Origin of the sequence: Streptococcus mitis (assembly GCF_002096815.1) — a bacterium.
GTDB lineage: Bacteria > Bacillota > Bacilli > Lactobacillales > Streptococcaceae > Streptococcus > Streptococcus mitis_AD.
The window spans coordinates 1-24,256 of sequence record NZ_NCVJ01000019.1 but is presented as its reverse complement, the minus strand read 5'-3'; the positions used below and the strand labels follow the sequence as shown (position 1 = coordinate 24,256).

Annotated in this window: 23 protein-coding genes; 19 read left to right on the top strand and 4 right to left on the bottom strand. The window is 39.5% G+C overall.

Features of this window, described 5'->3' with window-relative positions; translation table 11 throughout:
- The first annotated feature begins 5 nt into the window (after positions 1-5).
- From recN to B7696_RS04130, 16 genes are all read left to right on the top strand, one after another.
- Positions 6-1,673: a DNA repair protein RecN gene (gene recN / locus B7696_RS04205; protein ID WP_000923588.1), complete on the top strand. Its 1,668-nt coding sequence runs from the start codon at positions 6-8 to the stop codon at positions 1,671-1,673.
- 1 nt (position 1,674) lies between these two features.
- Positions 1,675-2,403, top strand: coding sequence for a metallophosphoesterase family protein (locus tag B7696_RS04200; protein WP_000133350.1), 729 nt, complete (start codon positions 1,675-1,677; stop codon positions 2,401-2,403).
- 78 nt (positions 2,404-2,481) lie between these two features.
- Positions 2,482-4,305 carry a translation elongation factor 4 gene (lepA, locus tag B7696_RS04195; RefSeq protein ID WP_084862343.1) on the top strand — a complete coding sequence of 608 codons (1,824 nt, stop codon included), beginning with the start codon at positions 2,482-2,484 and terminating at the stop codon, positions 4,303-4,305.
- A 262-nt stretch (positions 4,306-4,567) separates the two neighbouring features.
- The gene (locus tag B7696_RS04190) at positions 4,568-5,044 is read left to right on the top strand and encodes a PTS sugar transporter subunit IIA (protein WP_000521974.1); all 477 of its coding nucleotides are present in this window, start codon (positions 4,568-4,570) and stop codon (positions 5,042-5,044) included.
- 38 nt (positions 5,045-5,082) lie between these two features.
- Complete coding sequence (locus B7696_RS04185) at positions 5,083-5,388, top strand: PTS sugar transporter subunit IIB (protein WP_000590547.1); 306 nt, start codon at positions 5,083-5,085, stop codon at positions 5,386-5,388.
- A 48-nt stretch (positions 5,389-5,436) separates the two neighbouring features.
- Entirely contained in the window at positions 5,437-6,912 is a 1,476-nt protein-coding gene (locus tag B7696_RS04180) for a PTS galactitol transporter subunit IIC (protein ID WP_033685009.1), read from the top strand.
- 98 nt (positions 6,913-7,010) lie between these two features.
- On the top strand, positions 7,011-7,907 hold the full coding sequence (locus B7696_RS04175; protein WP_084862341.1) for an aldose 1-epimerase family protein: 897 nt from the start codon (positions 7,011-7,013) through the stop codon (positions 7,905-7,907).
- A gap of 283 nt (positions 7,908-8,190) precedes the next feature.
- On the top strand, positions 8,191-8,616 hold the full coding sequence (gene lacA / locus B7696_RS04170; protein WP_000029277.1) for a galactose-6-phosphate isomerase subunit LacA: 426 nt from the start codon (positions 8,191-8,193) through the stop codon (positions 8,614-8,616).
- A gap of 30 nt (positions 8,617-8,646) precedes the next feature.
- Positions 8,647-9,162 carry a galactose-6-phosphate isomerase subunit LacB gene (lacB, locus tag B7696_RS04165; RefSeq protein WP_001216913.1) on the top strand — a complete coding sequence of 172 codons (516 nt, stop codon included), beginning with the start codon at positions 8,647-8,649 and terminating at the stop codon, positions 9,160-9,162.
- A gap of 10 nt (positions 9,163-9,172) precedes the next feature.
- Positions 9,173-10,102, top strand: a complete 930-nt coding sequence (locus B7696_RS04160; RefSeq protein WP_049502531.1) for a tagatose-6-phosphate kinase — start codon at positions 9,173-9,175, stop codon at positions 10,100-10,102.
- Between the two features lies 1 nt (position 10,103).
- Positions 10,104-11,084, top strand: a complete 981-nt coding sequence (lacD, locus tag B7696_RS04155; protein ID WP_001229119.1) for a tagatose-bisphosphate aldolase — start codon at positions 10,104-10,106, stop codon at positions 11,082-11,084.
- A gap of 232 nt (positions 11,085-11,316) precedes the next feature.
- Entirely contained in the window at positions 11,317-12,153 is an 837-nt protein-coding gene (locus tag B7696_RS04150; RefSeq protein ID WP_000285712.1) for a PRD domain-containing protein, read from the top strand.
- Between the two features lie 35 nt (positions 12,154-12,188).
- A complete protein-coding gene (locus tag B7696_RS04145; RefSeq protein WP_001078329.1) occupies positions 12,189-12,506 on the top strand; it encodes a PTS lactose/cellobiose transporter subunit IIA in 318 nt (105 codons plus the stop codon).
- Complete coding sequence (locus B7696_RS04140; RefSeq protein ID WP_084862339.1) at positions 12,506-14,197, top strand: lactose-specific PTS transporter subunit EIIC; 1,692 nt, start codon at positions 12,506-12,508, stop codon at positions 14,195-14,197. Before B7696_RS04145 ends, B7696_RS04140 begins: the two co-directional genes overlap by 1 nt.
- Before the next feature lie 462 nt (positions 14,198-14,659).
- Positions 14,660-16,066, top strand: a complete 1,407-nt coding sequence (gene lacG, locus B7696_RS04135) for a 6-phospho-beta-galactosidase (protein WP_084862337.1) — start codon at positions 14,660-14,662, stop codon at positions 16,064-16,066.
- Between the two features lie 41 nt (positions 16,067-16,107).
- Complete coding sequence (locus B7696_RS04130; protein ID WP_084819641.1) at positions 16,108-16,365, top strand: DUF3884 family protein; 258 nt, start codon at positions 16,108-16,110, stop codon at positions 16,363-16,365.
- A gap of 104 nt (positions 16,366-16,469) precedes the next feature.
- Here the strand turns inward: B7696_RS04130 and B7696_RS04125 are convergent, their stop codons facing one another.
- The 4 genes from B7696_RS04125 to nrdH all read right to left on the bottom strand — a co-directional run bounded on the left by B7696_RS04125 (position 16,470) and on the right by nrdH (position 20,996).
- The gene (locus B7696_RS04125; protein ID WP_084862335.1) at positions 16,470-17,237 is read right to left on the bottom strand and encodes a DeoR/GlpR family DNA-binding transcription regulator; all 768 of its coding nucleotides are present in this window, start codon (positions 17,235-17,237) and stop codon (positions 16,470-16,472) included.
- 142 nt (positions 17,238-17,379) lie between these two features.
- Positions 17,380-18,342: a class 1b ribonucleoside-diphosphate reductase subunit beta gene (nrdF, locus tag B7696_RS04120; RefSeq protein WP_000451386.1), complete on the bottom strand. Its 963-nt coding sequence runs from the start codon at positions 18,340-18,342 to the stop codon at positions 17,380-17,382.
- Positions 18,343-18,537: 195 nt separating this feature from the next.
- Entirely contained in the window at positions 18,538-20,697 is a 2,160-nt protein-coding gene (gene nrdE, locus B7696_RS04115; RefSeq protein WP_084862333.1) for a class 1b ribonucleoside-diphosphate reductase subunit alpha, read from the bottom strand.
- Positions 20,698-20,777: 80 nt separating this feature from the next.
- On the bottom strand, positions 20,778-20,996 hold the full coding sequence (nrdH, locus tag B7696_RS04110) for a glutaredoxin-like protein NrdH (RefSeq protein ID WP_000259240.1): 219 nt from the start codon (positions 20,994-20,996) through the stop codon (positions 20,778-20,780).
- Positions 20,997-21,346: 350 nt separating this feature from the next.
- Between nrdH and B7696_RS04105 the strand changes: the two genes are divergently transcribed.
- From B7696_RS04105 to adcAII, 3 genes are all read left to right on the top strand, one after another.
- A complete protein-coding gene (locus tag B7696_RS04105) occupies positions 21,347-21,610 on the top strand; it encodes a phosphocarrier protein HPr (RefSeq protein WP_000146947.1) in 264 nt (87 codons plus the stop codon).
- Positions 21,611-21,615: 5 nt separating this feature from the next.
- Positions 21,616-23,349 carry a phosphoenolpyruvate--protein phosphotransferase gene (ptsP, locus tag B7696_RS04100; protein ID WP_004241506.1) on the top strand — a complete coding sequence of 578 codons (1,734 nt, stop codon included), beginning with the start codon at positions 21,616-21,618 and terminating at the stop codon, positions 23,347-23,349.
- Between the two features lie 143 nt (positions 23,350-23,492).
- The coding region (gene adcAII, locus B7696_RS04095; protein ID WP_084862331.1) for a zinc-binding lipoprotein AdcAII at positions 23,493-24,256 on the top strand (764 nt) is incomplete at its 3' end.

The following is a 24,256-nucleotide window of genomic DNA, read 5'->3' as shown; positions in this document are numbered from 1 at the left end:
TCTATATGTTACTTGAAATTTCGATAAAAAACTTTGCCATTATTGAGGCTATATCTCTCAATTTTGAAAAGGGGATGACGGTTCTGACCGGTGAAACAGGTGCAGGGAAGTCGATTATCATTGATGCCATGAATATGATGTTGGGAGCTCGTGCGACGACAGATGTTATTCGTCATGGTGCGCCAAAGGCAGAGATTGAGGGGCTTTTCTCAGTTGAGAATAGTCGCCTTTTACAGGAAATTTTTGATGAGCAAGGTTTAGAATTAGGTGATGAAATTATCATCCGTCGGGAAATTCTGCAAAACGGTCGTAGTATCAGCCGTGTCAATGGCCAGATGGTCAATCTATCTGTTTTGCGTGCTATTGGGCAACATCTGGTAGATATTCATGGTCAGCATGACCAAGAGGAGTTAATGCGTCCCCAACTGCATATCCAGATGTTGGATGAATTTGGTGATACAGCCTTTTGGGCCTTGAAAGAAACCTATCAAACGAGTTTTGATGCCTACCGTAAAATGCGTAAGCAGGTTCTGGAAGTCAAGAAAAACCAACAGGAACACAAGGCTCGTATTGAAATGTTGGAATTTCAAATGGCAGAGATTGAGGCAGCAAACTTGCAGGCTGGAGAAGATTTGGTTCTCAATCAAGAGCGAGAGAAACTCCTCAACCATAAAAATATTGCGGATACGTTGACCAATGCCTACAGCATGTTGGACAATGAAGATTTTTCAAGTCTAGCCAATGTTCGTTCAGCTATGAATGACATGGAAAGTGTCGAAGAGTACGATCCTGAATACCGTGAAATTTCAAGCTCACTATCTGAGACCTACTATGTCTTAGAAGACATTAGCAAGCGTCTGGAAGCTATTATTGAGGACCTTGATTTTGATGGCAATCGTCTCATGCAGGTTGAGAATCGTTTGGACCTCCTTCATACTATTACCCGCAAGTATGGTGGGACTGTAGACGATGTCTTGCTTTATTTTGCCAAGATTACGGAAGAATACAATCTCTTGACAGGCAATAACCTTTCGTCTGAGGACATGGAAGCAGAGCTTAAAAAATTGGAAGTCAATCTTGTTGATTTGGCAGGTCAGCTTGCATCTGCTCGTCATGATTTGGCCCAGCAGCTCGAAGCAGAGATTAAACAAGAACTGCAAGACCTGTATATGGAAAAAGCCCAGTTTCAGGTTCGTTTTAGCAAGGGCAAATTCAGTCGTGAGGGCAATGAAATGGTTGAGTTTTACATTTCAACCAACCCTGGCGAAGACTTTAAACCCTTGGTCAAGGTTGCGTCCGGTGGGGAATTATCCCGTCTCATGCTAGCTATCAAGTCTGCTTTTTCACGTAAAGAAGGCAAGACAAGTATTGTCTTTGATGAAGTGGATACAGGAGTTTCAGGTCGTGTAGCTCAGGCTATTGCACAGAAGATTCACAAGATTGGCCAACATGGTCAGGTTCTAGCTATCTCCCACTTGCCACAAGTGATTGCGATTGCAGATTATCAATTTTTTATTGAGAAGATTAGCAATGAGCATTCAACGGTTTCGACTGTTCGTCTCTTGACGGTTGAAGAGCGAGTGGAAGAAGTTGCTAAGATGTTGGCAGGTGATGATGTGACGGAAGCAGCCCTGACGCAAGCCAGAGAATTGTTGAGAAACAAGGAGAAATAAGATGACAGACTATTATGTAATTGGAGATGTTCACGGAAAAGCTGGGATGCTGGAAGACCTTCTCAAAACATGGGATGGTCAGACCCAGTTGCTCTTTCTAGGGGACTTGATTGACCGTGGTGAAGATAGTCGCCGTGTCCTTGAAATGGTCAAGGACTTAGTGGACAATCAAGGGGCAATCTGTTTGTCAGGAAATCACGAGTATATGTTTTTGACTTGGCTAGATGACCCAGAAGAAAGTTATGACCATTATCGTCGCAATGGTGGAGATACAACTATTAACTCTATCCTAGGTCGTCCCTTGGATGCCCCAGTTGACGGAGTAGAAGATGCCAAGCGTGTTGCTACTGAAGCAGCAGACTTGGTCGAATTTATTCGACAAATGCCATTTGTGGTAGAGACAGATAAGTATATCTTTGTACATGCTGGTATTGATTTGACCTTGGATGACTGGCATGAAACCACAGATTACAAGAAAGTATGGCTTAGAAAACCATTCCACGAAGCCGAAAATCATACTGGGAAAACTATTGTCTTTGGTCATACACCGGTTTATGGTTTGTTAAAGCAAGAGCGAGGTACTGCTGAGCTTTGGACTACAGAAGATGGCAAGATTGGGATGGACGGCGGAGCTGTCTATGGTGGTGTCCTTCATGGGATTGTCTTTACAGACCAAGGAATGACAGAACACCACTTTATCGAAAATGACGGCTTTGTCGCTGAAGATTAGTACTCCTAGCAGGGTATGGTCTTGTCAAAATGTCAAAAACAATTTATAATAAATAGATACCCTGAAAGGAAGAGAATCATGAACTTAGAAGAATTGAAAAAACGACAGGAGAAGATCCGTAACTTCTCTATTATCGCCCATATTGACCACGGAAAGTCGACTCTAGCAGACCGTATTTTGGAAAAAACTGAGACGGTTTCAAGCCGTGAAATGCAGGCCCAGCTTTTGGACAGCATGGATCTAGAGCGAGAACGTGGGATTACCATTAAACTCAATGCCATCGAGTTGAATTACACTGCAAAAGATGGGGAAACTTATATTTTCCACTTGATTGACACGCCGGGGCACGTAGACTTTACCTATGAAGTTTCGCGTTCGCTCGCTGCCTGTGAGGGAGCGATTTTGGTGGTTGATGCTGCTCAAGGGATTGAGGCTCAAACCCTTGCCAACGTTTATTTGGCCTTGGATAATGATTTGGAAATCATGCCAGTCATTAACAAAATTGACCTGCCTGCTGCAGACCCTGAACGAGTACGCACAGAGATTGAAGATGTCATTGGTCTAGATGCCAGCGAAGCAGTCTTAGCATCAGCTAAAGCTGGTATTGGTATCGAAGAAATCCTCGAGCAAATCGTAGAAAAAGTGCCAGCTCCAACAGGTGATGTGACGGCGCCTCTTAAGGCCTTGATTTTCGACTCGGTTTACGATGCCTACCGTGGGGTTATCCTCCAAGTGCGTGTCATGGATGGGGTGGTTAAACCTGGCGATAAGATTCAGCTTATGAGCAATGGCAAGACCTTTGATGTGACCGAAGTCGGTATCTTTACACCCAAAGCAGTTGGTCGTGATTTCCTTGCGACTGGTGACGTTGGTTATATTGCAGCTTCTATCAAGACGGTTCAAGATACTCGTGTGGGGGACACCGTTACCTTGGCAACCAATCCTGCTGCAGAGCCATTACATGGTTACAAGCAGATGAATCCTATGGTCTTTGCGGGGCTATATCCTATCGAGTCAAACAAGTACAATGACCTACGTGAAGCGCTTGAAAAATTGCAACTGAATGATGCTAGTCTTCAGTTTGAACCAGAAACATCTCAGGCACTTGGATTTGGTTTCCGTTGTGGTTTCCTTGGACTTCTCCATATGGATGTTATCCAAGAGCGTTTGGAACGTGAGTTTAATATCGACCTCATCATGACAGCTCCGTCTGTTATTTATAAGGTTAATTTGACCGACGGTGAGTCAATGGATGTGTCCAACCCATCTGAGTTTCCAGACCCAACTAAGATTGCGACCATTGAGGAGCCATATGTTAAGGCGCAAATCATGGTACCGCAAGAGTTTGTTGGAGCAGTGATGGAGCTAGCTCAGCGCAAGCGTGGTGACTTTGTGACTATGGACTATATTGATGATAACCGTGTCAATGTTATCTATCAAATTCCTCTTGCTGAAATTGTCTTTGACTTCTTTGATAAACTTAAGTCTTCAACACGTGGTTATGCAAGCTTTGACTACGAATTGTCAGAGTATCGCCCCTCTAAGCTGGTCAAAATGGACATCCTTCTCAATGGAGACAAGGTGGATGCCCTCAGCTTTATCGTTCGCAAGGACTTTGCCTACGAACGTGGAAAACTCATCGTTGATAAACTTAAGAAAATTATCCCTCGCCAACAATTTGAGGTTCCAATTCAAGCAGCTATTGGACACAAGATTGTGGCTCGTACTGATATCAAGGCCCTTCGTAAGAACGTACTTGCTAAATGTTATGGTGGTGATGTTTCTCGTAAGCGTAAACTGCTTGAAAAACAAAAAGCTGGTAAGAAACGTATGAAAGCTATCGGATCGGTAGAAGTTCCACAAGAAGCCTTCCTCAGTGTCTTGAGTATGGATGAAGAATAAGTTATCAGAAATGCCTTTCCTCGTTCATAGGAAATTTATATAAGAATCAATCGTAAAACAGGCTTAAATAGGCCTGTTTTTTACATTTATAATAGGATTAAATCGTTTAAAGTGTTTGTTTCAAATATTTGTTTTGATTATAAAGATAAAAAATAAACAAAATAATCAAAAAAAGGACAAAAAACAACAAAAAAATATTGACAACGGTTTCATATAGTGTTATGCTTATAGCATAAAGTTAATGGAAAGAAGGGAAAACCTTATGGGATTAGATCATTTCTTTGACAAAAACCTTGTGTTTTGCTTAGAAGCGGATAATCAAGAACATCTCTTTGATCAGGTTGCAACTTTACTGGAAGAACGAGAAATCGTAACTCCAACCTATCGTGAAGCCTTGATCACGCGTGAAAAGTCATTTCCAACTGGCTTAGATATGGAATTTTTAGGTAAGGATTTGCCAAATGTGGCTATTCCTCACACAGATATTGTTCATAATCTAGCCGAAAAAGTTGTGGTCGTTCGGTTAGAAAAACCAGTGACTTTCCACAATATGATTGCGCCAGATAAGGAAGTAGAGGTATCCTTGCTCTTCTTTATCATTAATAACTCAAGTTCAAGCCAAACGAACATTCTTGCTCAGTTGATGGACTTCTTTACTGGAAATGGTCATCTTGAAGACCTATCAAAAATTTCTGAACCAGAAGCCCTCTATGCTTATATTGCTGAAGCAATTGCTTAATCTTGTCTATTAAAAATATTAAATCGGAGGAAATCCATATGATTAAAATTCTTGCTGCCTGCGGTGCAGGTGTTAACTCAAGCCACCAAATTAAAAGTGCTCTTGAAGAAGAACTTTCAAACCGCGGTTTCGATGTTCATTGTGATGCAGTTATGGTAAAAGACGTTAATGAAGACCTTATCAAAGGTTATGACATTTTTACACCAATTGCTGCGACAGACCTTGGTTTTGACCCAGGTATTCCAGTTATCGAAGCTGGACCAATCTTATTCCGTATCCCAGCTATGAGTGCTCCAGTATTTGACAATATTGAAGCAGCTATCAAAGAACACGGATTAAGCTAATTTAAATTTGTTAACATTCATATAACATAAAAAACGGGAGGAACTATTATGGATGTCATTATCAAACTGGCCAACGATATCTTCAAACCTATCTTGGATATGGGTGGACCGATCATCATGCTGATCATTTTGACAGTATTGGCTCTACTTTTTGGAGTGAAATTCTCCAAAGCGCTTGAAGGTGGTATCAAACTTGCCATCGCTCTTACTGGTATCGGTGCCATCATCGGTATGCTAAATGGTGCTTTCTCAGCATCACTTGCAAAATTCGTTGAGAATACTGGTATTCAATTGAACATCACCGACGTTGGTTGGGCACCACTCGCTACAATCACTTGGGGCTCTGCTTGGACACTTTACTTCTTGCTCATCATGTTGATTGTCAACGTAGTGATGCTTGCTATGAAGAAAACTGATACACTTGACGTTGATATCTTCGATATCTGGCACTTGTCTATCACAGGTCTTTTGATTAAATGGTATGCAGACAACAATGGCGTTAGCCAAGGAGTTTCACTCTTTATCGCGACTGCAGCAGTTGTTCTTGTTGGGGTTCTTAAAATCATCAACTCTGACTTGATGAAACCTACATTTGATGACCTTCTTAATGCACCAAGTTCATCACCAATGACTTCAACTCACATGAACTACATGATGAACCCAGTTATCATGGTTTTGGATAAGATTTTTGAAAAACTTTTCCCAGGTCTTGATAAATACGACTTTGACGCTGCTAAATTGAACAAGAAAATCGGTTTCTGGGGTTCTAAATTCTTCATCGGTTTCATCCTTGGTATCGTTATCGGTTTGATGGGCACTCCACATCCAGTTGCAGGTGTTGAAGGCGCTGATAAATGGGAACTTGTTATCAAAGGTTGGTTGTCTCTTGGTTTGACAGCCGGTGTATCTTTGGAACTCTTCTCACTAATCGGTTCTTGGTTCATCGCCGCCGTAGAACCACTTTCACAAGGTATTACAAACGTTGCTACTAAACGTCTTCAAGGACGTAAATTCAACATCGGTCTTGACTGGCCATTCATCGCTGGTCGTGCTGAAATCTGGGCTTGTGCCAACGTACTTGCACCAATCATGTTGGTTGAAGCAGTGCTTCTTTCAAACGTCGGAAATGGTATCTTGCCACTTGCAGGTATTATCGCTATGGGTGTTACTCCAGCTCTCTTGGTTGTAACACGTGGTAAATTGCTCCGTATGATTATCTTCGGAACACTCTTGTTGCCACTCTTCCTTCTTTCAGGTACGCTTATCGCACCATTTGCAACAGAACTTGCTAAAGGTGTAGGTGCCTTCCCAGAAGGTGTGAGCCAAACTCAATTGATCACTCACTCAACTCTTGAAGGACCAATCGAAAAACTTCTTGGTTGGTCAATTGGTAATACTACAACTGGTGATATCAAAGCAATCCTTGGTGCAGTAGTCTTCCTTGTATTCTATATCGGTATCTTTGCTTGGTACAGAAAACAAATGATCAAACGTAACGAAGAGTACGCAGCAAAAGCAAAATAATGCGCTCCTATAAAATGTAAATTGTTGAAACTAGGTTGTCATACCATTAGGAGTGACAACCTAGTTTTTTATAAACTATCAAGAAATCGGAGAAAATAATGGTAATTGAATTAAAATCAGAACAATTAAGAGTTGAATTTAACAGTTTTGGTGGGGCTCTTTCTTCTATAAAAGATGCCGAGGGAGTTGAGTATTTGTGGCAAGGAGATGCTACTTATTGGAGTGGACAAGCTCCTGTTCTCTTCCCCATTTGTGGTTCATTGAGAGAGGATACAGCATTTTATATAGATGAGAAGGGACAAGAAAGTAAAGGAAAGATTCCTCGACATGGTTTGGTTCGTAAGAAAGAATTTGAATTAGTTGAACAGACAGATAATAGTGTAACTTTTGCAATTGAAGACGATGAGAATAGCTATCAGAACTACCCTTATCATTTCCGCCTAGAAATCACTTATATCCTTACAGGAAAGACAGTACGGACTCAATACAAAATTTTTAATAAAGAAACTAGCAAGGTCATGCCTTACTTTATTGGTGGACATCCAGGATTTAATTGTCCTCTACTGGATGATGAGGTCTATGAAGATTACTACTTAGAGTTTGAGAAAGAAGAGACTTGCTCTGTTCCACGTCCTTTCCCAGAAACTGGGATGCTTGATTTCCAAGATAGAAGTCCATGGCTAGAAGGTCAAAAAGAATTAGACCTCAGCTATGATCTTTTCAGTACAGATGCAGTTACCTTAGATGAATTGCAATCTAGAACAATTGCGCTTCGTTCTCGTAAACATGATAAAGGGTTGAAAGTACACTTTGCAGAGTTTCCAAACCTTATTATCTGGTCAACTTTGAATAAAGGACCTTTCATTGCTTTTGAACCCTGGTCAGGCTTGTCAACATCTCTTGAAGAAGGAGATCATCTAGAAGATAAGAAGAATGTTCGCCTCTTAGAGCCAGGACAAGTGGATCAAATTGGTTTTGATATCGAAATATTTTAGATAAAAAAACACAAAAACAAACATTAACTGTTGACTTTTTCGACAAATAGGAGTATATTATGTTTGTAAGCGACAAATGATGTTTGTAACAAACAAATAATCAATTGTTATATTCTCTTTGAAAGAGAGATTATTCTAGGAAATTGATTTCCTAAACTTGAATAAGGTGTCATTCATCTCATTCAATCCAATTTGTCAATAAACTGCTAGAAAGCTTTTTGTAGGTAAACTGCTAACTATAAAAGTCTTTACTAGCCTAGAAAAATAAAAAGGAGTATACAATATGTCTATTGTTATCGGTGCAGATGCTGCAGGTTTGAGATTGAAAGAAGTTGTGAAAGACTTCTTGGAAAAAGAAAACTTCCACGTTGTGGATGTTACAGCTGAAGGTCAAGACTTTGTTGATGTGACTCTTGCTGTTGCTGCAGAAGTAAACAAAGAAGAACAAAATCTTGGTATTGTGATTGATGCCTATGGTGCTGGTCCATTCATGGTTGCAACAAAAATCAAAGGAATGGTTGCCGCAGAAGTTTCTGACGAACGTTCAGCTTATATGACTCGTGGTCACAACAACTCACGTATGATCACTATGGGTGCACAACTTGTTGGTGATGAATTGGCTAAAAACATTGCTAAAGGATTTGTTAACGGTAAATACGACGGTGGACGTCACCAGATTCGTGTTGATATGTTGAACAAAATGTGCTAATTAGATTACAGTAAGAAAGGTAAGTTAAAAATGAGAATTGCAATCGGATGTGACCACATCGTAACAGATGAAAAAATGGCGGTTTCAGAATTTTTGAAATCAAAAGGATATGAAGTCATTGACTTTGGTACTTATGACCATACACGTACTCACTACCCAATCTTTGGTAAAAAAGTAGGGGAAGCTGTAACTAGTGGTCAAGCTGATCTTGGGGTATGTATCTGTGGTACTGGTGTTGGTATCAACAATGCTGTAAATAAAGTTCCAGGTGTTCGTTCTGCCTTGGTTCGTGATATGACAACAGCTCTTTATGCTAAAGAACAATTGAACGCCAACGTTATTGGTTTTGGTGGTAAGATTACTGGTGAATTGCTCATGTGCGATATCATCGAAGCTTTCATTCATGCTGAATACAAACCATCTGAAGAAAACAAAAAATTGATTGCGAAAATTGAACACGTTGAAAGTCACAATGCTCAACAAACAGACGCAAACTTCTTCACTGAATTCCTTGAAAAATGGGATCGCGGAGAATACCACGACTAAGAGGTGACCTATGATTTTAACAGTCACAATGAACCCATCCATCGATATTTCCTATCCTTTGGATGAGTTGAAGATTGATACTGTCAATCGTGTGGTGGATGTAACCAAAACGGCTGGTGGTAAGGGACTCAATGTTACCCGAGTACTTTCAGAATTTGGGGATTCTGTTCTTGCTACTGGTTTAGTGGGTGGCAAACTTGGTGAGTTTTTGGTTGAAAATATCGATGATCAAGTAAAGAAAGATTTCTTCTCAATTCAGGGAGAAACTCGTAACTGTATTGCTATTCTCCACGGTGACAACCAAACAGAAGTTCTTGAAAAAGGACCTGAAGTTCTTGAACAAGAAGGTCAAGACTTTTTGGAACATTTCAAAAAACTCTTGAAGTCAGTTGAAGTAGTAGCTATCTCAGGTAGTCTGCCAGCTGGCCTTCCAGTTGATTACTATGCGAGCTTGGTAGAACTTGCTAATCAAGCTGGCAAGCCCGTTGTCTTGGACTGCTCTGGTGTAGCACTTCAGGCGGTTCTTGAATCACCACATAAACCAACAGTCATCAAACCAAATAATGAGGAATTATCTCAGCTTCTTGGAAGAGAAGTTTCTGAGGATTTGGATGAATTAAAAGAAGTCCTTCAAGAACCTTTGTTTGCAGGGATTGAATGGATTATTGTTTCGCTTGGTGCCAACGGTGCCTTTGCCAAACATGGTGACACTTTCTACAAGGTAGATATTCCTAGAATTCAGGTAGTCAACCCTGTTGGATCTGGAGATTCTACAGTTGCTGGAATTTCTTCAGGTTTACTTCATAAAGAATCGGATGCAGAATTACTCATCAAGGCAAATGTCCTTGGTATGCTCAATGCTCAAGAAAAAATGACTGGTCATGTCAACATGGCCAACTATCAAGCTCTATATGATCAATTAATAGTAAAAGAGGTATAAAATGGCTTTAACAGAACAAAAACGTGCACGCTTAGAAAAACTTTCTGATGAAAATGGAATCATCTCAGCTCTTGCATTTGACCAACGTGGTGCTTTGAAACGCCTAATGGCTCAACACCAAACAGAAGAACCAACAGTGGCTCAAATGGAAGAACTTAAAGTCTTGGTAGCAGATGAATTGACTAAATACGCTTCATCAATGCTTCTTGACCCTGAATATGGACTTCCAGCTACAAAAGCTCTTGATCCAAAAGCTGGTCTTCTCCTTGCTTATGAAAAAACAGGTTATGATACAACAAGCACAAAACGTTTGCCAGACTGCTTGGATGTTTGGTCTGCAAAACGTATTAAAGAAGAAGGTGCAGATGCAGTTAAATTCTTGCTTTACTATGATGTAGATAGCTCAGACGAACTTAACCAAGAAAAACAAGCTTACATCGAACGTATCGGTTCTGAATGTGTGGCTGAAGATATCCCATTCTTCCTTGAAATCCTTGCTTATGATGAAAAAATTGCAGACGCTGGTTCTGTAGAATACGCGAAAGTAAAACCACACAAAGTTATCGGTGCTATGAAAGTCTTCTCAGACCCACGCTTTAACATTGATGTCTTGAAAGTAGAAGTTCCTGTCAACATTAAATATGTTGAAGGATTCGCTGAAGGTGAAGTAGTTTACACACGTGAAGAAGCAGCAGCCTTCTTCAAAGCCCAAGATGAAGCAACTAACTTGCCATATATCTACTTGAGTGCTGGTGTATCAGCTAAACTCTTCCAAGATACTCTTGTATTTGCTCATGAATCAGGTGCAAACTTCAATGGTGTTCTTTGTGGCCGTGCTACATGGGCTGGATCAGTTGAAGCTTACATTAAAGATGGTGAAGCAGCAGCTCGCGAATGGCTTCGCACAACTGGATTTGAAAACATTGATGAGCTCAATAAAGTTCTTCAAACAACAGCGACTTCATGGAAAGAACGCGTGTAAGCAAGTCCTCCTAGGTTAGGAACATGAATCTAAAAAAATTTAAAAAAGTTGTATGTAAAGGTTTACAAAATAACTTACTTGTGCTATACTTAAATCACAAGTTAATACAAGGTGAGTGTTACTAAGTAATATTAGGCATGATCACAGGTGAATTAGAAATCGGCTGATTTTCTAGTTCATTTGTGGTCATTTTTTGTACTCATATACCTTTAAGATGTAAAAGGAGGTTGACATGTATCGAATTCTAAATCCAATGAATCACAATGTCTCGCTTGTCAGAAATGATAAAGGAGAAGAAGTGATTGTGATCGGTAAGGGGATTGCATTTGGAAAGAAGAAGGGGGATTTGATTGCTGAACATCAGGTTGAGAAAATCTTTCGGATGAAGACCGAAGAGTCAAGAGAAAACTTTATGGCTCTCCTCAAAGATGTTCCGCTTGATTTTATCACAGTGACCTATGAAATCATTGATAAGCTATCAAAGAAATATCATTATCCGATTCAAGAGTATCTCTACGTAACCTTGACAGATCATATTTACTGTTCTTACCAAGCTCTAGCACAAGGAAGGTACAAGGATAGTAATCTGCCAGATATTTCCACTAAGTATCCTGTCGCTTTTCAAATCGCAAATGAAGCATTTGAAATTTACCGTCAGAAGCTAGCGGATCATTTTCCTGAAGACGAAATTATTCGGATTGCTTATCATTTCATTAATGCCGAAGGTGAAAATGAAGTGGAACTTGTGGAGTCGATTGATAAGAGGAAAGAAATTCTCAGGAATGTTGAAGAAGTTTTAACGGACTATGCAATTCAACGAACCAAAGAGAATAATCATTTCTATGATCGTTTTATGATACATTTGAATTATTTCTTGGATTATTTAGACAGATCTAGAGATGATAACCAATCACTTCTGGATATGGAAGATCATATTAAACAATCCTATCCAAAAGCCTTCGAGATTGGTTCCAAGATCTATGATGTGATTACGCAACATACGGGTCTTGATTTGTATAAAAGTGAACGAGTTTATCTAGTTCTACATATCCAACGTTTATTGTCATAAAAATTTATTTAAAACTATATAAGGAGAATTCTATCATGAATAGAGAAGAAGTAACATTGTTAGGTTTTGAAATCGTAGCCTATGCTGGCGATGCTCGTTCAAAATTATTGGAAGCCTTGAAGGCTGCTGAAGCTGGTGATTTTGCGAAAGCGGACACTTTGGTAGAGGAAGCTGGTAGCTGTATTGCAGAGGCTCACCACGCGCAAACAAGTCTATTAACTAAGGAAGCTTCTGGTGAGGACTTAGCGTATAGTGTGACCATGATGCACGGTCAAGATCACTTGATGACAACCATCTTGTTAAAAGATTTGATGCACCATTTAATTGAACTCTACAAGAGAGGAGTTAAGTAATGAATAAATTAATTGCATTTATCGAGAAAGGAAAGCCTTTCTTTGAGAAACTATCTCGTAATATCTATCTTCGTGCTATTCGTGATGGTTTCATTGCAGGTATGCCTGTTATTCTCTTCTCAAGTATCTTTATCTTGATTGCCTTTGTACCAAACTCATGGGGCTTTAAATGGTCTGATGAAGTTGTAGCTTTTCTGATGAAACCTTACAGCTATTCTATGGGTATTCTGGCTCTCTTGGTAGCTGGTACAACAGCTAAGTCATTGACCGACTCAGTAAACCGTAGCATGGAGAAGACCAATCAAATCAACTATATGTCAACATTGTTGGCAGCAATTGTTGGTTTGTTGATGTTGGCAGCTGATCCTATCGAAAATGGTCTAGCTACTGGATTCTTGGGGACAAAAGGTTTGCTTTCAGCCTTCCTTGCTGCCTTTGTTACCGTAGCCATCTATAAGGTTTGTGTTAAGAACAACGTCACTATTCGTATGCCTGACGAAGTTCCACCAAATATCTCACAAGTCTTTAAAGATGTGATTCCATTCACTCTCTCAGTTGTTTCACTTTATGCTCTTGATTTACTAGCTCGTCATTTTGTTGGTGCAAGCGTAGCTGAATCAATCGGTAAATTCTTTGCACCATTATTCTCTGCTGCTGATGGTTATCTAGGTATTACGATTATTTTTGGTGCATTTGCATTCTTCTGGTTTGTTGGTATCCATGGTCCATCTATTGTTGAACCTGCTATCGCAGCAATTACCTATGCCAATGCCGAAGTCAACTTGAACCTTCTCCAACAAGGTATGCACGCTGACAAGATTCTTACTTCTGGTACACAAATGTTTATCGTTACCATGGGTGGTACTGGTGCGACACTGGTTGTTCCATTCATGTTCATGTGGTTAACAAAATCTAAACGTAACCGTGCAATCGGTCGTGCTTCAGTAGTTCCAACATTCTTTGGTGTAAATGAACCAATCTTGTTTGGTGCACCACTTGTATTAAACCCAATCTTCTTCATTCCATTTATCTTTGCTCCAATCGCAAACGTTTGGATCTTCAAATTCTTTATTGAAACACTTGGAATGAACTCATTTACTGCTAATCTACCATGGACAACTCCAGCTCCACTAGGTCTAGTTCTTGGAACTAACTTCCAAGTTCTATCATTCATTCTTGCTGCTCTTTTAATCGTGGTTGACGTAGTCATTTACTATCCATTTCTTAAAGTATATGATGAACAAATTCTTGAAGAAGAGCGTTCAGGTAAATCTAATGATGAGTTGAAAGAAAAAGTTGCTTCAAACTTCAACACTGCAAAAGCAGATGCTATTCTTGAGAAAGCGGGCGTAGAAGCAGCACAAAATACAATCACTGAAGAAACAAATGTCCTCGTTCTCTGTGCAGGTGGAGGGACAAGTGGTCTCCTTGCGAATGCTTTGAATAAGGCAGCAGCAGAATACAATGTCCCTGTGAAAGCAGCAGCAGGTGGCTATGGTGCTCACCGTGAAATGTTGCCAGAGTTTGATTTGGTTATTCTTGCTCCTCAAGTAGCTTCTAACTTTGAAGATATGAAAGCAGAAACTGATAAACTCGGTATTAAACTTGCGAAAACAGAAGGCGCTCAATACATCAAATTAACTCGTGATGGAAAAGGTGCTCTTGCATTCGTACAAGTTCAATTCGATTAACGATAGGGACTATAAAACAGTCTCCTATCGTTACGGAAATCGCTATGGCGAATTTCCTAATCGCCTTGTTAATTCGTCGGTAAAAAGATATCGTTTTTACCTTCTCATGTCACAATTCGATTAACGATAGGGACTCTGAAATAGTCTCCTCTCGTTACGGAAATCGCTATGGCGAATTTCCTAATCGCCTTATTAATTCGTCGGTAAAAAGATATCGTTTTTACCTCCTCATGTCACAATTCGATTAACGATAGGGACTATAAAACAGTCTCCTCTCGTTACGGAAATCGCTATAGCGAATTTCCTAATCGCCTTGTTAATTCGTCGGTAAAAAGATATCGTTTTTACCTCCTCATGTCACAATTTGGTGACTCGGTACAAGAAGTGAGATGGAGAAGGATGGCTCACTGACTCCTCTCCTCTCACTTTTACTTTATTTAAATCAAGAAATAGGTGAAAAAAATGACAAAAACATTACCAAAAGACTTTATTTTTGGTGGCGCAACAGCTGCTTATCAAGCAGAAGGTGCTACACATACTGATGGTAAAGGACCAGTAGCTTGGGATAAATATCTTGAAGATAACTACTGGTACACTGCAGAACCAGCCAGTGATTTTTACAATCGATATCCAGTTGACCTCAAGCTAGCAGAAGAGTATGGTGTCAATGGTATTCGAATTTCCATTGCTTGGTCACGTATTTTCCCGACTGGTTACGGCCAAGTAAATGCTAAAGGTGTTGAATTTTATCATAATCTATTTTCAGAGTGCCACAAACGTCATGTTGAGCCTTTTGTAACTCTTCATCACTTTGACACGCCAGAAGCTCTCCACTCAAATGGAGACTTCTTAAACCGTGAAAACATTGAACACTTTGTAGACTACGCGGCTTTCTGTTTTGAAGAATTCCCAGAAGTAAACTATTGGACAACCTTTAATGAAATTGGACCAATTGGTGATGGTCAATACTTGGTTGGGAAATTCCCTCCAGGTATTCAGTACGACCTTGCCAAAGTCTTCCAATCGCACCACAATATGATGGTTTCTCATGCGCGTGCTGTAAAGTTATATAAAGAAACAGGCTATAAAGGCGAAATTGGTGTTGTTCACGCTTTGCCAACCAAGTATCCTTTGGACCCTAAAAATCCGGCAGATGTTCGTGCAGCTGAGTTGGAAGACATTATTCACAACAAATTTATTTTGGATGCAACTTATCTAGGTCGCTATTCAGCTGAAACGATGGAAGGTGTCAACCATATCTTATCAGTCAATGGTGGTAGCTTGGATCTTCGTGAAGAAGATTTTACAGCATTAGAAGCTGCAAAAGACTTGAATGATTTCCTAGGAATCAACTACTATATGAGTGACTGGATGGAAGCATTTGATGGAGAAACTGAAATTATCCATAATGGTAAGGGTGAGAAAGGAAGCTCTAAGTACCAAATCAAAGGTGTTGGTCGTCGTGTAGCTCCTGATTATGTACCACGTACAGACTGGGATTGGATTATCTACCCTCAAGGTTTGTATGACCAAATCATGCGTGTGAAGAAAGATTATCCTAACTACAAGAAGATTTACATCACTGAAAATGGTCTAGGGTATAAAGATGAGTTCGTTGATAACACTGTTTATGATGATGGCCGTATTGATTATGTCAAACAACACTTAGAGGTCTTATCTGATGCGATTGCTGATGGTGCAAACGTCAAAGGATACTTCATCTGGTCATTGATGGATGTCTTCTCTTGGTCAAACGGTTATGAAAAACGCTACGGTCTCTTTTATGTAGACTTTGAAACTCAAGAACGTTATCCTAAGAAATCAGCTCACTGGTACAAGAAAGTAGCTGAAAGTCAGATTATAGACTAGTAGAATGAGTAATTAGATATAGAATTCTAGTGAGGCAAAAGATGTTCAAAGATTTTATCCAATCAATTTATGAAAAAGTTTATATTATCAATTTTGATAAATGTTCTCAAATACCTCGTTTGACTAATGAGGAGCTGAAAAATCTTGGGAAATGGTATATCTCTACCGGTAAAGAATGGATTTGCCATTCAGACTATGAGCTAGAAGAATTTAAAAATATCTTTTTAAGTTTTATCAGTCCTGAAGAACGGGATAATATCTCCTTTGATTCAGATTTTATGCCGTTTCAACAATCATAAAGAATCTAGGAAACTCTTTGTAAAAATCTTCATCCAAAAATGCGTCATATCAAGATTCTTATTTTCTTGATATGACGCATTTTATTTTTTATCAATCCTCAGTTTTATGGTTTAGAAAGAATAATTTTTGTTTGTTTTGAAAGTTGTTCAAACGTTTCTTTGCTCAGTTTAGAATCTGAAACGATGGTATCAATATCAGAGATATTGTAGAAGGTGTAAAAATCAAACTTATTGAACTTACTATTGTCAGCTAGTAAGTATTTTTTATTGGAATTATTGAGGGCGATGCGTTGAGATTCACCTTCCTCTTCACTAAAGGTCGCAATTGAATTGTCCTGAATACCATTACAGCTAACGAAAGCTTTAGAAAATTGAAGATTGGCTAAGTTTTGCAAGGTTAGTGTTCCGACAAAGGCTCCAGTGATAGAGCGGTAATTCCCACCAATTAAAATCAAATCTGTTAGTTTTCGTTCGTTTAAGATGAGAAAGACTGGTAAACTGTTTGTTACAACACGAATATTATCAATTGGAAGTTCACGGGCAAAAGATTCCAAGGTTGTCCCTGGACCAATAAAAATGGTTTCACCCTCATCAATTAAATGGCCTGCAAAACGGCTGATTTCTTGTTTTTCTGCAATCTGTAAGCTTTGTTTTTCAATATTGGAACGTTCATTGTTTAAAATAGAACCTGTGCGAATTTTCTCAGCTCCCCCGTGCACCCGAACAAGTAAATCCTTGTCTGCTAACTCTTGCAAGTAGCGTCTAGCAGTCATATCTGATACATCCAAGCGAGTCATGATTTCTTTTACAGTAATAGTTCCTTTTGTATTTACTGTTTCTAGAATATTATCTAGTTTTTCCTGCTTTAACATCGTTATCACCTCTATTTCTATTACTATTTTATCATAAAGTATTCAATCAATCAATTTAAAAAACAAAAGAAAACAAAAACAAAAAGATCATGGTTGTTTTAAACAAACCATGATCTTTTTATCACTTATAAAATAGATGACCTTAGTCCAAACCGTAGTTGTAGTCATCGTCTTGCATGGCTTCAACTTCACCAAGGAGGTAACCATTTCCGACTTGAGAGAAGAAGTCGTGGTTGGAAGTTCCTGTTGAAATACCGTTCATAACGATTGGGTTGACATCATCAGCTGAATCTGGGAAGAGTGGATCTTGTCCCAGGTTCATGAGTGCCTTGTTAGCATTGTAGCGAAGGAAGGTTTTGACTTCTTCAGTCCAACCAACACCGTCATAGAGGCTCTCTGTATAACCTTCTTCATTCTCGTAGAGAGTGTATAGCAGATCGTACATCCATTCTTTGAGTTTTTCTTGCTCTTCTTCAGGTAATTCATTGAAACCAAGTTGGAATTTGTAACCAATGTAGGTTCCGTGAACAGACTCATCACGAATAATTAATTTGATAATTTCCGCAACATTGGCTAGTTTGTTGTTACCAAGATAGTAGAGGGGAGTGAAGAAACCAGAGTAGAAGAGGAAGGTTTCAAGAAAGACGCTGGCAACTTTCTTTTCAAGTGGGCTACCGTTTAGGTAGATTTCGTTGACAATCTCAGCCTTTTTTTGTAGGTAAGGATTGGTGTTAGTCCATTCGAAAATTTCTTCAATCTCAGCCTTAGTATTCAAGGTAGAAAAGATTGATGAGTAAGATTTAGCGTGAACAGATTCCATAAATTGGATGTTATTGAAAACAGCTTCCTCATGGGGTGTACGGATGTCTGCGCGAAGGGCTTGAACCCCAGTTTCAGATTGCATAGTATCGAGAAGTGTTAAACCACCAAAGACTTTCCCAACCAAGTCTTTTTCTACATTTGATAGCTTTCTCCAGTCATCCAAGTCATTTGACAAAGGAATACGTGTATCAAGCCAGAATTGCTCCGTCAGTTTTTCCCAAGTTGATTTGTCGATGACATCTTCGATGGCATTCCAGTTAATGGCTTTGTAGTAAGTTTCCATTTTGAAATCTCTTTCTGTGTTTAGTATTGCGAACTCACAATTACTTCTATTTTATCATAATTCTAGAGGAGTATCGCACAAAAAGTCGGAAGCCCGACTTTTGTGTTTTTCCATAGTATAGATGCTTATTCCAGTTTAGTTTAGCAGGGTGAATGAATCACTAATCTGAGAAAATGTAGTTTCCTCAAGCAAAGATTAAATCACACAGCTTTCACATTGGTTAGCACCGACTTCTCCACCATCATCTGTAAAGGTACGGACGTAGTAGATAGACTTGATACCCTTGTTAAAGGCATAGTTACGAAGGATAGACAAGTCACGTGTCGTTTGTTTGTTTTCTTTCTTCCATTCGTAAAGACCTTTTGGAATGTCACTACGCATGAAGAGGGTGAGTGAAAGTCCTTGGTCCACGTGCTCAGTTGCAGCAGCATACACATCAATCACTTTACGCATATCCATGTCGTAAGCAGAAGTGTAGTAAGGAATGGTTTCTGTTGACAAGCCAGCAGCAGGATAGTAGATTTTACCGATTTTCTTTTCTTGACGTTCTTCGATACGTTGCGTAATCGGGTGGATAGAAGCAGAAACGTCGTTGATATAGCTGATAGAACCATTTGGTGCTACAGCAAGGCGGTTTTGGTGGTAAAGACCATCTGCTTGAACCTTGTCGCGAAGTTCAGTCCAGTCAGCAGCACTTGGGATAAAGACATCTTTGAAGAGTTCTTTAACACGGTCTGATTTTGGAACAAACTCGCCTGTAATATACTTGTCAAAGTAGCTTCCGTTAGCATAGTCTGATTTTTCAAAGTTATGGAAGGTAATACCACGTTCACGCGCGATATTGTTTGATTCTACCAAGGTCCAGTAGTTCATGAGCATGAAGTAGATGCTTGTAAACTCAACAGACTCAGGCGATCCATATTCAATCAATTGTTGGGCAAGGTAGCTGTGAAGTCCCATGGCACCAAGACCAAAGGTATGAGCTTGGCTATTTCCGTGGTCGATGGTAGGAACAGCTACGATGTGTGAACTATCTGTAACGAAAGTAAGGGCACGAACCATAGCACGGATAGAACGACCAAAGTCAGGTGAAGTCATCATGTTGACCACGTTGGTTGAACCAAGGTTACATGAAACATCTGTTCCCATTTGAAGGAATTCTTGAGCATCGTTGATCAAGCTTGGTTCTTGAACTTGAAGAATCTCAGAACACAAGTTACTCATGATAATCTTACCATCAACTGGGTTTGCACGGTTAGCCGTATCAATGTTGACAACATAAGGGTAGCCAGATTCTTGTTGCAATTTAGAGATTTCAGTTTCCAAATCACGCGCCTTGATTTTTGTTTTGCGGATATTTGGATTTGCGACTAGTTCATCGTATTTCTCAGTGATGTCGATGTAGTTGAATGGTACACCGTATTCAAGCTCTACAGAATAAGGGCTGAAGAGGTACATTTCTTCATTTTTACGTGCTAATTCGTAGAATTTATCGGGCACTACAACACCAAGTGAAAGTGTCTTAACACGAACTTTTTCATCGGCGTTTTCCTTCTTAGTTGAAAGGAAGGCGATAATATCTGGGTGGAAGACGTTGAGGTAGACAACACCAGCACCTTGACGTTGACCCAATTGGTTTGAGTAAGAGAAGCTGTCTTCGAAAAGCTTCATAACAGGAACGACGCCAGAAGCAGCTCCTTCATAGCCTTTGATAGGTGCACCAGCTTCACGAAGGTTGCTGAGAGTAATTCCCACACCACCACCAATACGTGAAAGTTGAAGAGCTGAGTTGATAGAACGTCCGATAGAGTTCATATCATCCGTTACTTGGATTAGGAAGCAAGATACTAACTCCCCACGGCGAGCACGTCCAGCATTCAAGAAGGAAGGAGTAGCAGGTTGGTAGCGTTGGTGGATGATTTCATTGGCAATATCGATTGCAACAGCTTCATTGCCATCAGCGAAATAAAGGGCGTTAAAGAAGACACGGTCTTCCATGCTTTCAAGATAATATTCACCGTCATTAGTCTTTAAGGCGTATTGATTGTAAAACTTATAAGCTGCCATGAAAGACTTGAATTGGAAGTTTTGGTCTTTGATAAATTGAGCCAATTCTTCCAAAAATTCTGGACGGTATTTCTTGATAAAGGCTGTTTCGATGTAGTTGTGTTCAATGAGGTAGTTGATTTTATCCTTGATTGAATCAAAAACCATAGTATTTGGAACTACATTTTCTTTAAAGAAGGCATCCAGGGCTTCCTTATCTTTATGAAGCATGATTTGTCCATTGACAGGACGGTTGATTTCGTTATTGAGACGGAAGTAAGTTACGTCTTCAAGATGTTTTAATCCCATAAAATTTCCCTTATCTAATTACAAAAGAAAGGCTTCTAAGTTAGCCCTAGAAGCAATTTCTTCTGGATGATGTACTAAGATTATGCTAATTGTTTCAGTTTTCCTGGTTGGAAACCTGAAAAGACTTCTGTTGGTGTTTGGATAACAGGAGCTGCGCTGAAACCGAGCTCTTTAACTTGATCGATGTACTCAGGTTGCTCATCAAGATTGATTTCACGATAAGCGACATTATTACTGTCCAAGAAACGTTTGGTCATTTTACATTGGACACAGTTGTTTTTAGAATAAACGGTTACCATTGTGTAACTCCTCTTTCAAAATAGATTACTTTCTTAGTATATCAGAAAATAAATTTTTGTCAATGATTTGAAACTAAATATAGTGGTATATTTTTCTACTCAAGGTCGCAAAACACAACATGTAGTGTTTGTTTTGTAAAATAGTGATGATTATCCTAGAAGTAGTTTTTTGGAAAACTATATCCTGTGTTTTGTTATCTAGAATAGAAGATTTTCAGCAAGTTATCTGAAAGGAAATCGAATAAATCCCATAAAATGCTTGAAAAAAATCCTAGAAGATGGTATAATACCAAATTGTAAGGGTTATCACATATAACTCAAAAAAGAAAGAACAAAAGGAGAGTCAAACTATGGCTTCTAAAGATTTCCACGTAGTGGCAGAAACAGGTATTCACGCACGTCCAGCAACATTGTTGGTACAAACTGCAAGCAAATTTGCTTCAGATATCACTCTTGAGTACAAAGGTAAATCAGTTAACCTTAAATCAATCATGGGTGTTATGAGTCTTGGTGTTGGCCAAGGTGCTGATGTAACTATCTCAGCTGAAGGTGCAGATGCAGATGACGCTATCGCTGCAATCTCAGAAACAATGGAAAAAGAAGGATTGGCATAAGGAAAATGACAGAAATGCTTAAAGGAATCGCAGCATCTGATGGTGTTGCAGTTGCAAAAGCATATCTACTCGTTCAACCGGATTTGTCATTCGAGACTGTTTCAGTCGAAGATACAAACGCAGAAGAGGCTCGTTTGGATGTAGCTCTTGAAGCTTCTCAAAACGAGCTTTCTCTTATCCGTGAGAAAGCTGTAGGTACGCTTGGTGAAGAAGCAGCTCAAGTTTTTGACGCTCATTTGATGGTTCTTGCTGACCCAGAATTGATTGGTCAGATTAAAGAAACAATCCGTGCTAAGAAAGTCAATGCTGAAGCAGGTCTTAAAGAAGTGACTGACATGTTCATCACTATCTTTGAAGGCATGGAAGACAACCCATATATGCAAGAACGTGCAGCGGATATCCGCGACGTGACAAAACGTGTATTGGCAAACCTTCTTGGTAAAAAATTACCAAACCCAGCTTCTATCAATGAAGAAGTAATTGTGATTGCGCATGACTTGACACCATCTGATACAGCTCAATTGGACAAAAACTTTGTAAAAGCTTTTGTAACAAATATCGGTGGACGTACAAGCCACTCAGCTATCATGGCACGTACACTTGAAATTGCAGCTGTATTGGGAACAAATAACATCACTGAAGTAGTGAAAGACGGCGATATCCTTGCCGTTAACGGAATTACTGGTGAAGTGATTATCAACCCAACAGATGAACAAGCGGCAGAATTTAAAGCAGCTGGTGAAGCTTATGCTAAACAAAAAGCTGAATGGGCACTTTTGAAAGATGCTCAAACAGTGACTGCTGACGGTAAACACTTCGAGTTGGCTGCTAACATCGGTACTCCAAAAGACGTTGAAGGTGTTAACAACAACGGTGCAGAAGCTGTTGGACTTTACCGTACAGAGTTCTTGTATATGGATTCTCAAGACTTCCCAACAGAAGATGAGCAGTATGAAGCATACAAGGCTGTTCTTGAGGGAATGAATGGTAAACCAGTGGTTGTTCGTACAATGGATATCGGTGGAGATAAGGAACTTCCTTACTTCGATATGCCACATGAAATGAACCCATTCCTTGGATTCCGTGCCCTTCGTATCTCTATTTCTGAAACTGGAGATGCAATGTTCCGTACACAAATCCGTGCCCTTCTTCGTGCTTCTGTTCATGGTCAATTGCGTATCATGTTCCCAATGGTTGCCCTTTTGAAAGAATTCCGTGCAGCCAAAGCAGTTTATGAAGAAGAAAAAGCAAACCTTCTTGCTGAAGGTGTTGCAGTTGCGGATGACATCCAAGTTGGTATCATGATTGAAATCCCTGCAGCAGCGATGCTTGCAGACCAATTTGCAAAAGAAGTAGACTTCATGTCAATTGGTACAAACGACTTGATCCAATACTCAATGGCAGCAGACCGTATGAACGAACAAGTTTCATACCTTTACCAACCATATAACCCATCAATCCTTCGCTTGATCAACAATGTTATCAAGGCAGCTCACGCTGAAGGTAAATGGGCTGGTATGTGTGGTGAGATGGCTGGTGACCAAAAAGCTGTTCCACTTCTTGTCGGAATGGGCTTGGATGAGTTCTCTATGTCAGCAACATCAGTACTTCGTACACGTAGCTTGATGAAAAAATTGGACACTGCTAAGATGGAAGAGTACGCTAATCGTGCCCTTACAGAGTGTTCAACAATGGAAGAAGTTCTTGAACTTCAAAAAGAATACGTTAACTTCGATTAATGTGATTAACCTTGTAACCTAGTTGCAAGGTTTTTTTGATAGTTTAAAATCAGAAATTTATTAACTAGTTCATAAAATGCTTGACAATAAAAAAAATAGGAGTAGAATATTAACTAATTAAATAACTGGTTAAGGAGTTTTGTATGAAGAAACAAAGTTTATTTTTAGTATTGTTAAGTGTCTTTCTTTTATGTTTAGGTGCTTGTGGCCGAAAGGAAAGCCAGACAGGGAAAGGGATGAAAATTGTGACCAGTTTCTATCCTATCTACGCTATGGTCAAGGAAGTATCTGGTGACTTGAATGATGTTCGAATGATTCAGTCAAGTAGTGGGATTCACTCCTTTGAACCTTCAGCAAATGACATTGCAGCCATCTATGATGCAGATGTCTTTGTTTACCATTCGCATACGCTCGAATCTTGGGCAGGAAGTCTGGATCCCAATCTAAAAAAATCCAAAGTTAAAGTTTTAGAGGCTTCAGAAGGAATGACATTGGATCGTGTCCCTGGTCTAGAAGATGTGGAAGCAGGTGATGGAGTTGATGAAAAAACGCTTTATGATCCTCACACATGGCTAGATCCTGAAAAAGCTGGCGAAGAAGCTCAGATTATCGCTGATAAACTTTCAGAGGTGGATAGTGAACATAAAGAAACTTATCAGAAAAATGCGCAAGCCTTTATCAAAAAAGCTCAGGAATTAACTAAGAAATTCCAGCCTAAATTTGAAAAAGCGAGTCAGAAAACATTTGTAACACAACATACAGCCTTTTCTTATCTAGCTAAGCGATTTGGACTCAATCAGCTTGGAATCGCTGGTATCTCTCCAGAACAAGAACCAAGTCCAAGACAACTAACAGAAATTCAGGAATTTGTTAAAACCTATAAGGTTAAAACGATTTTTACAGAAAG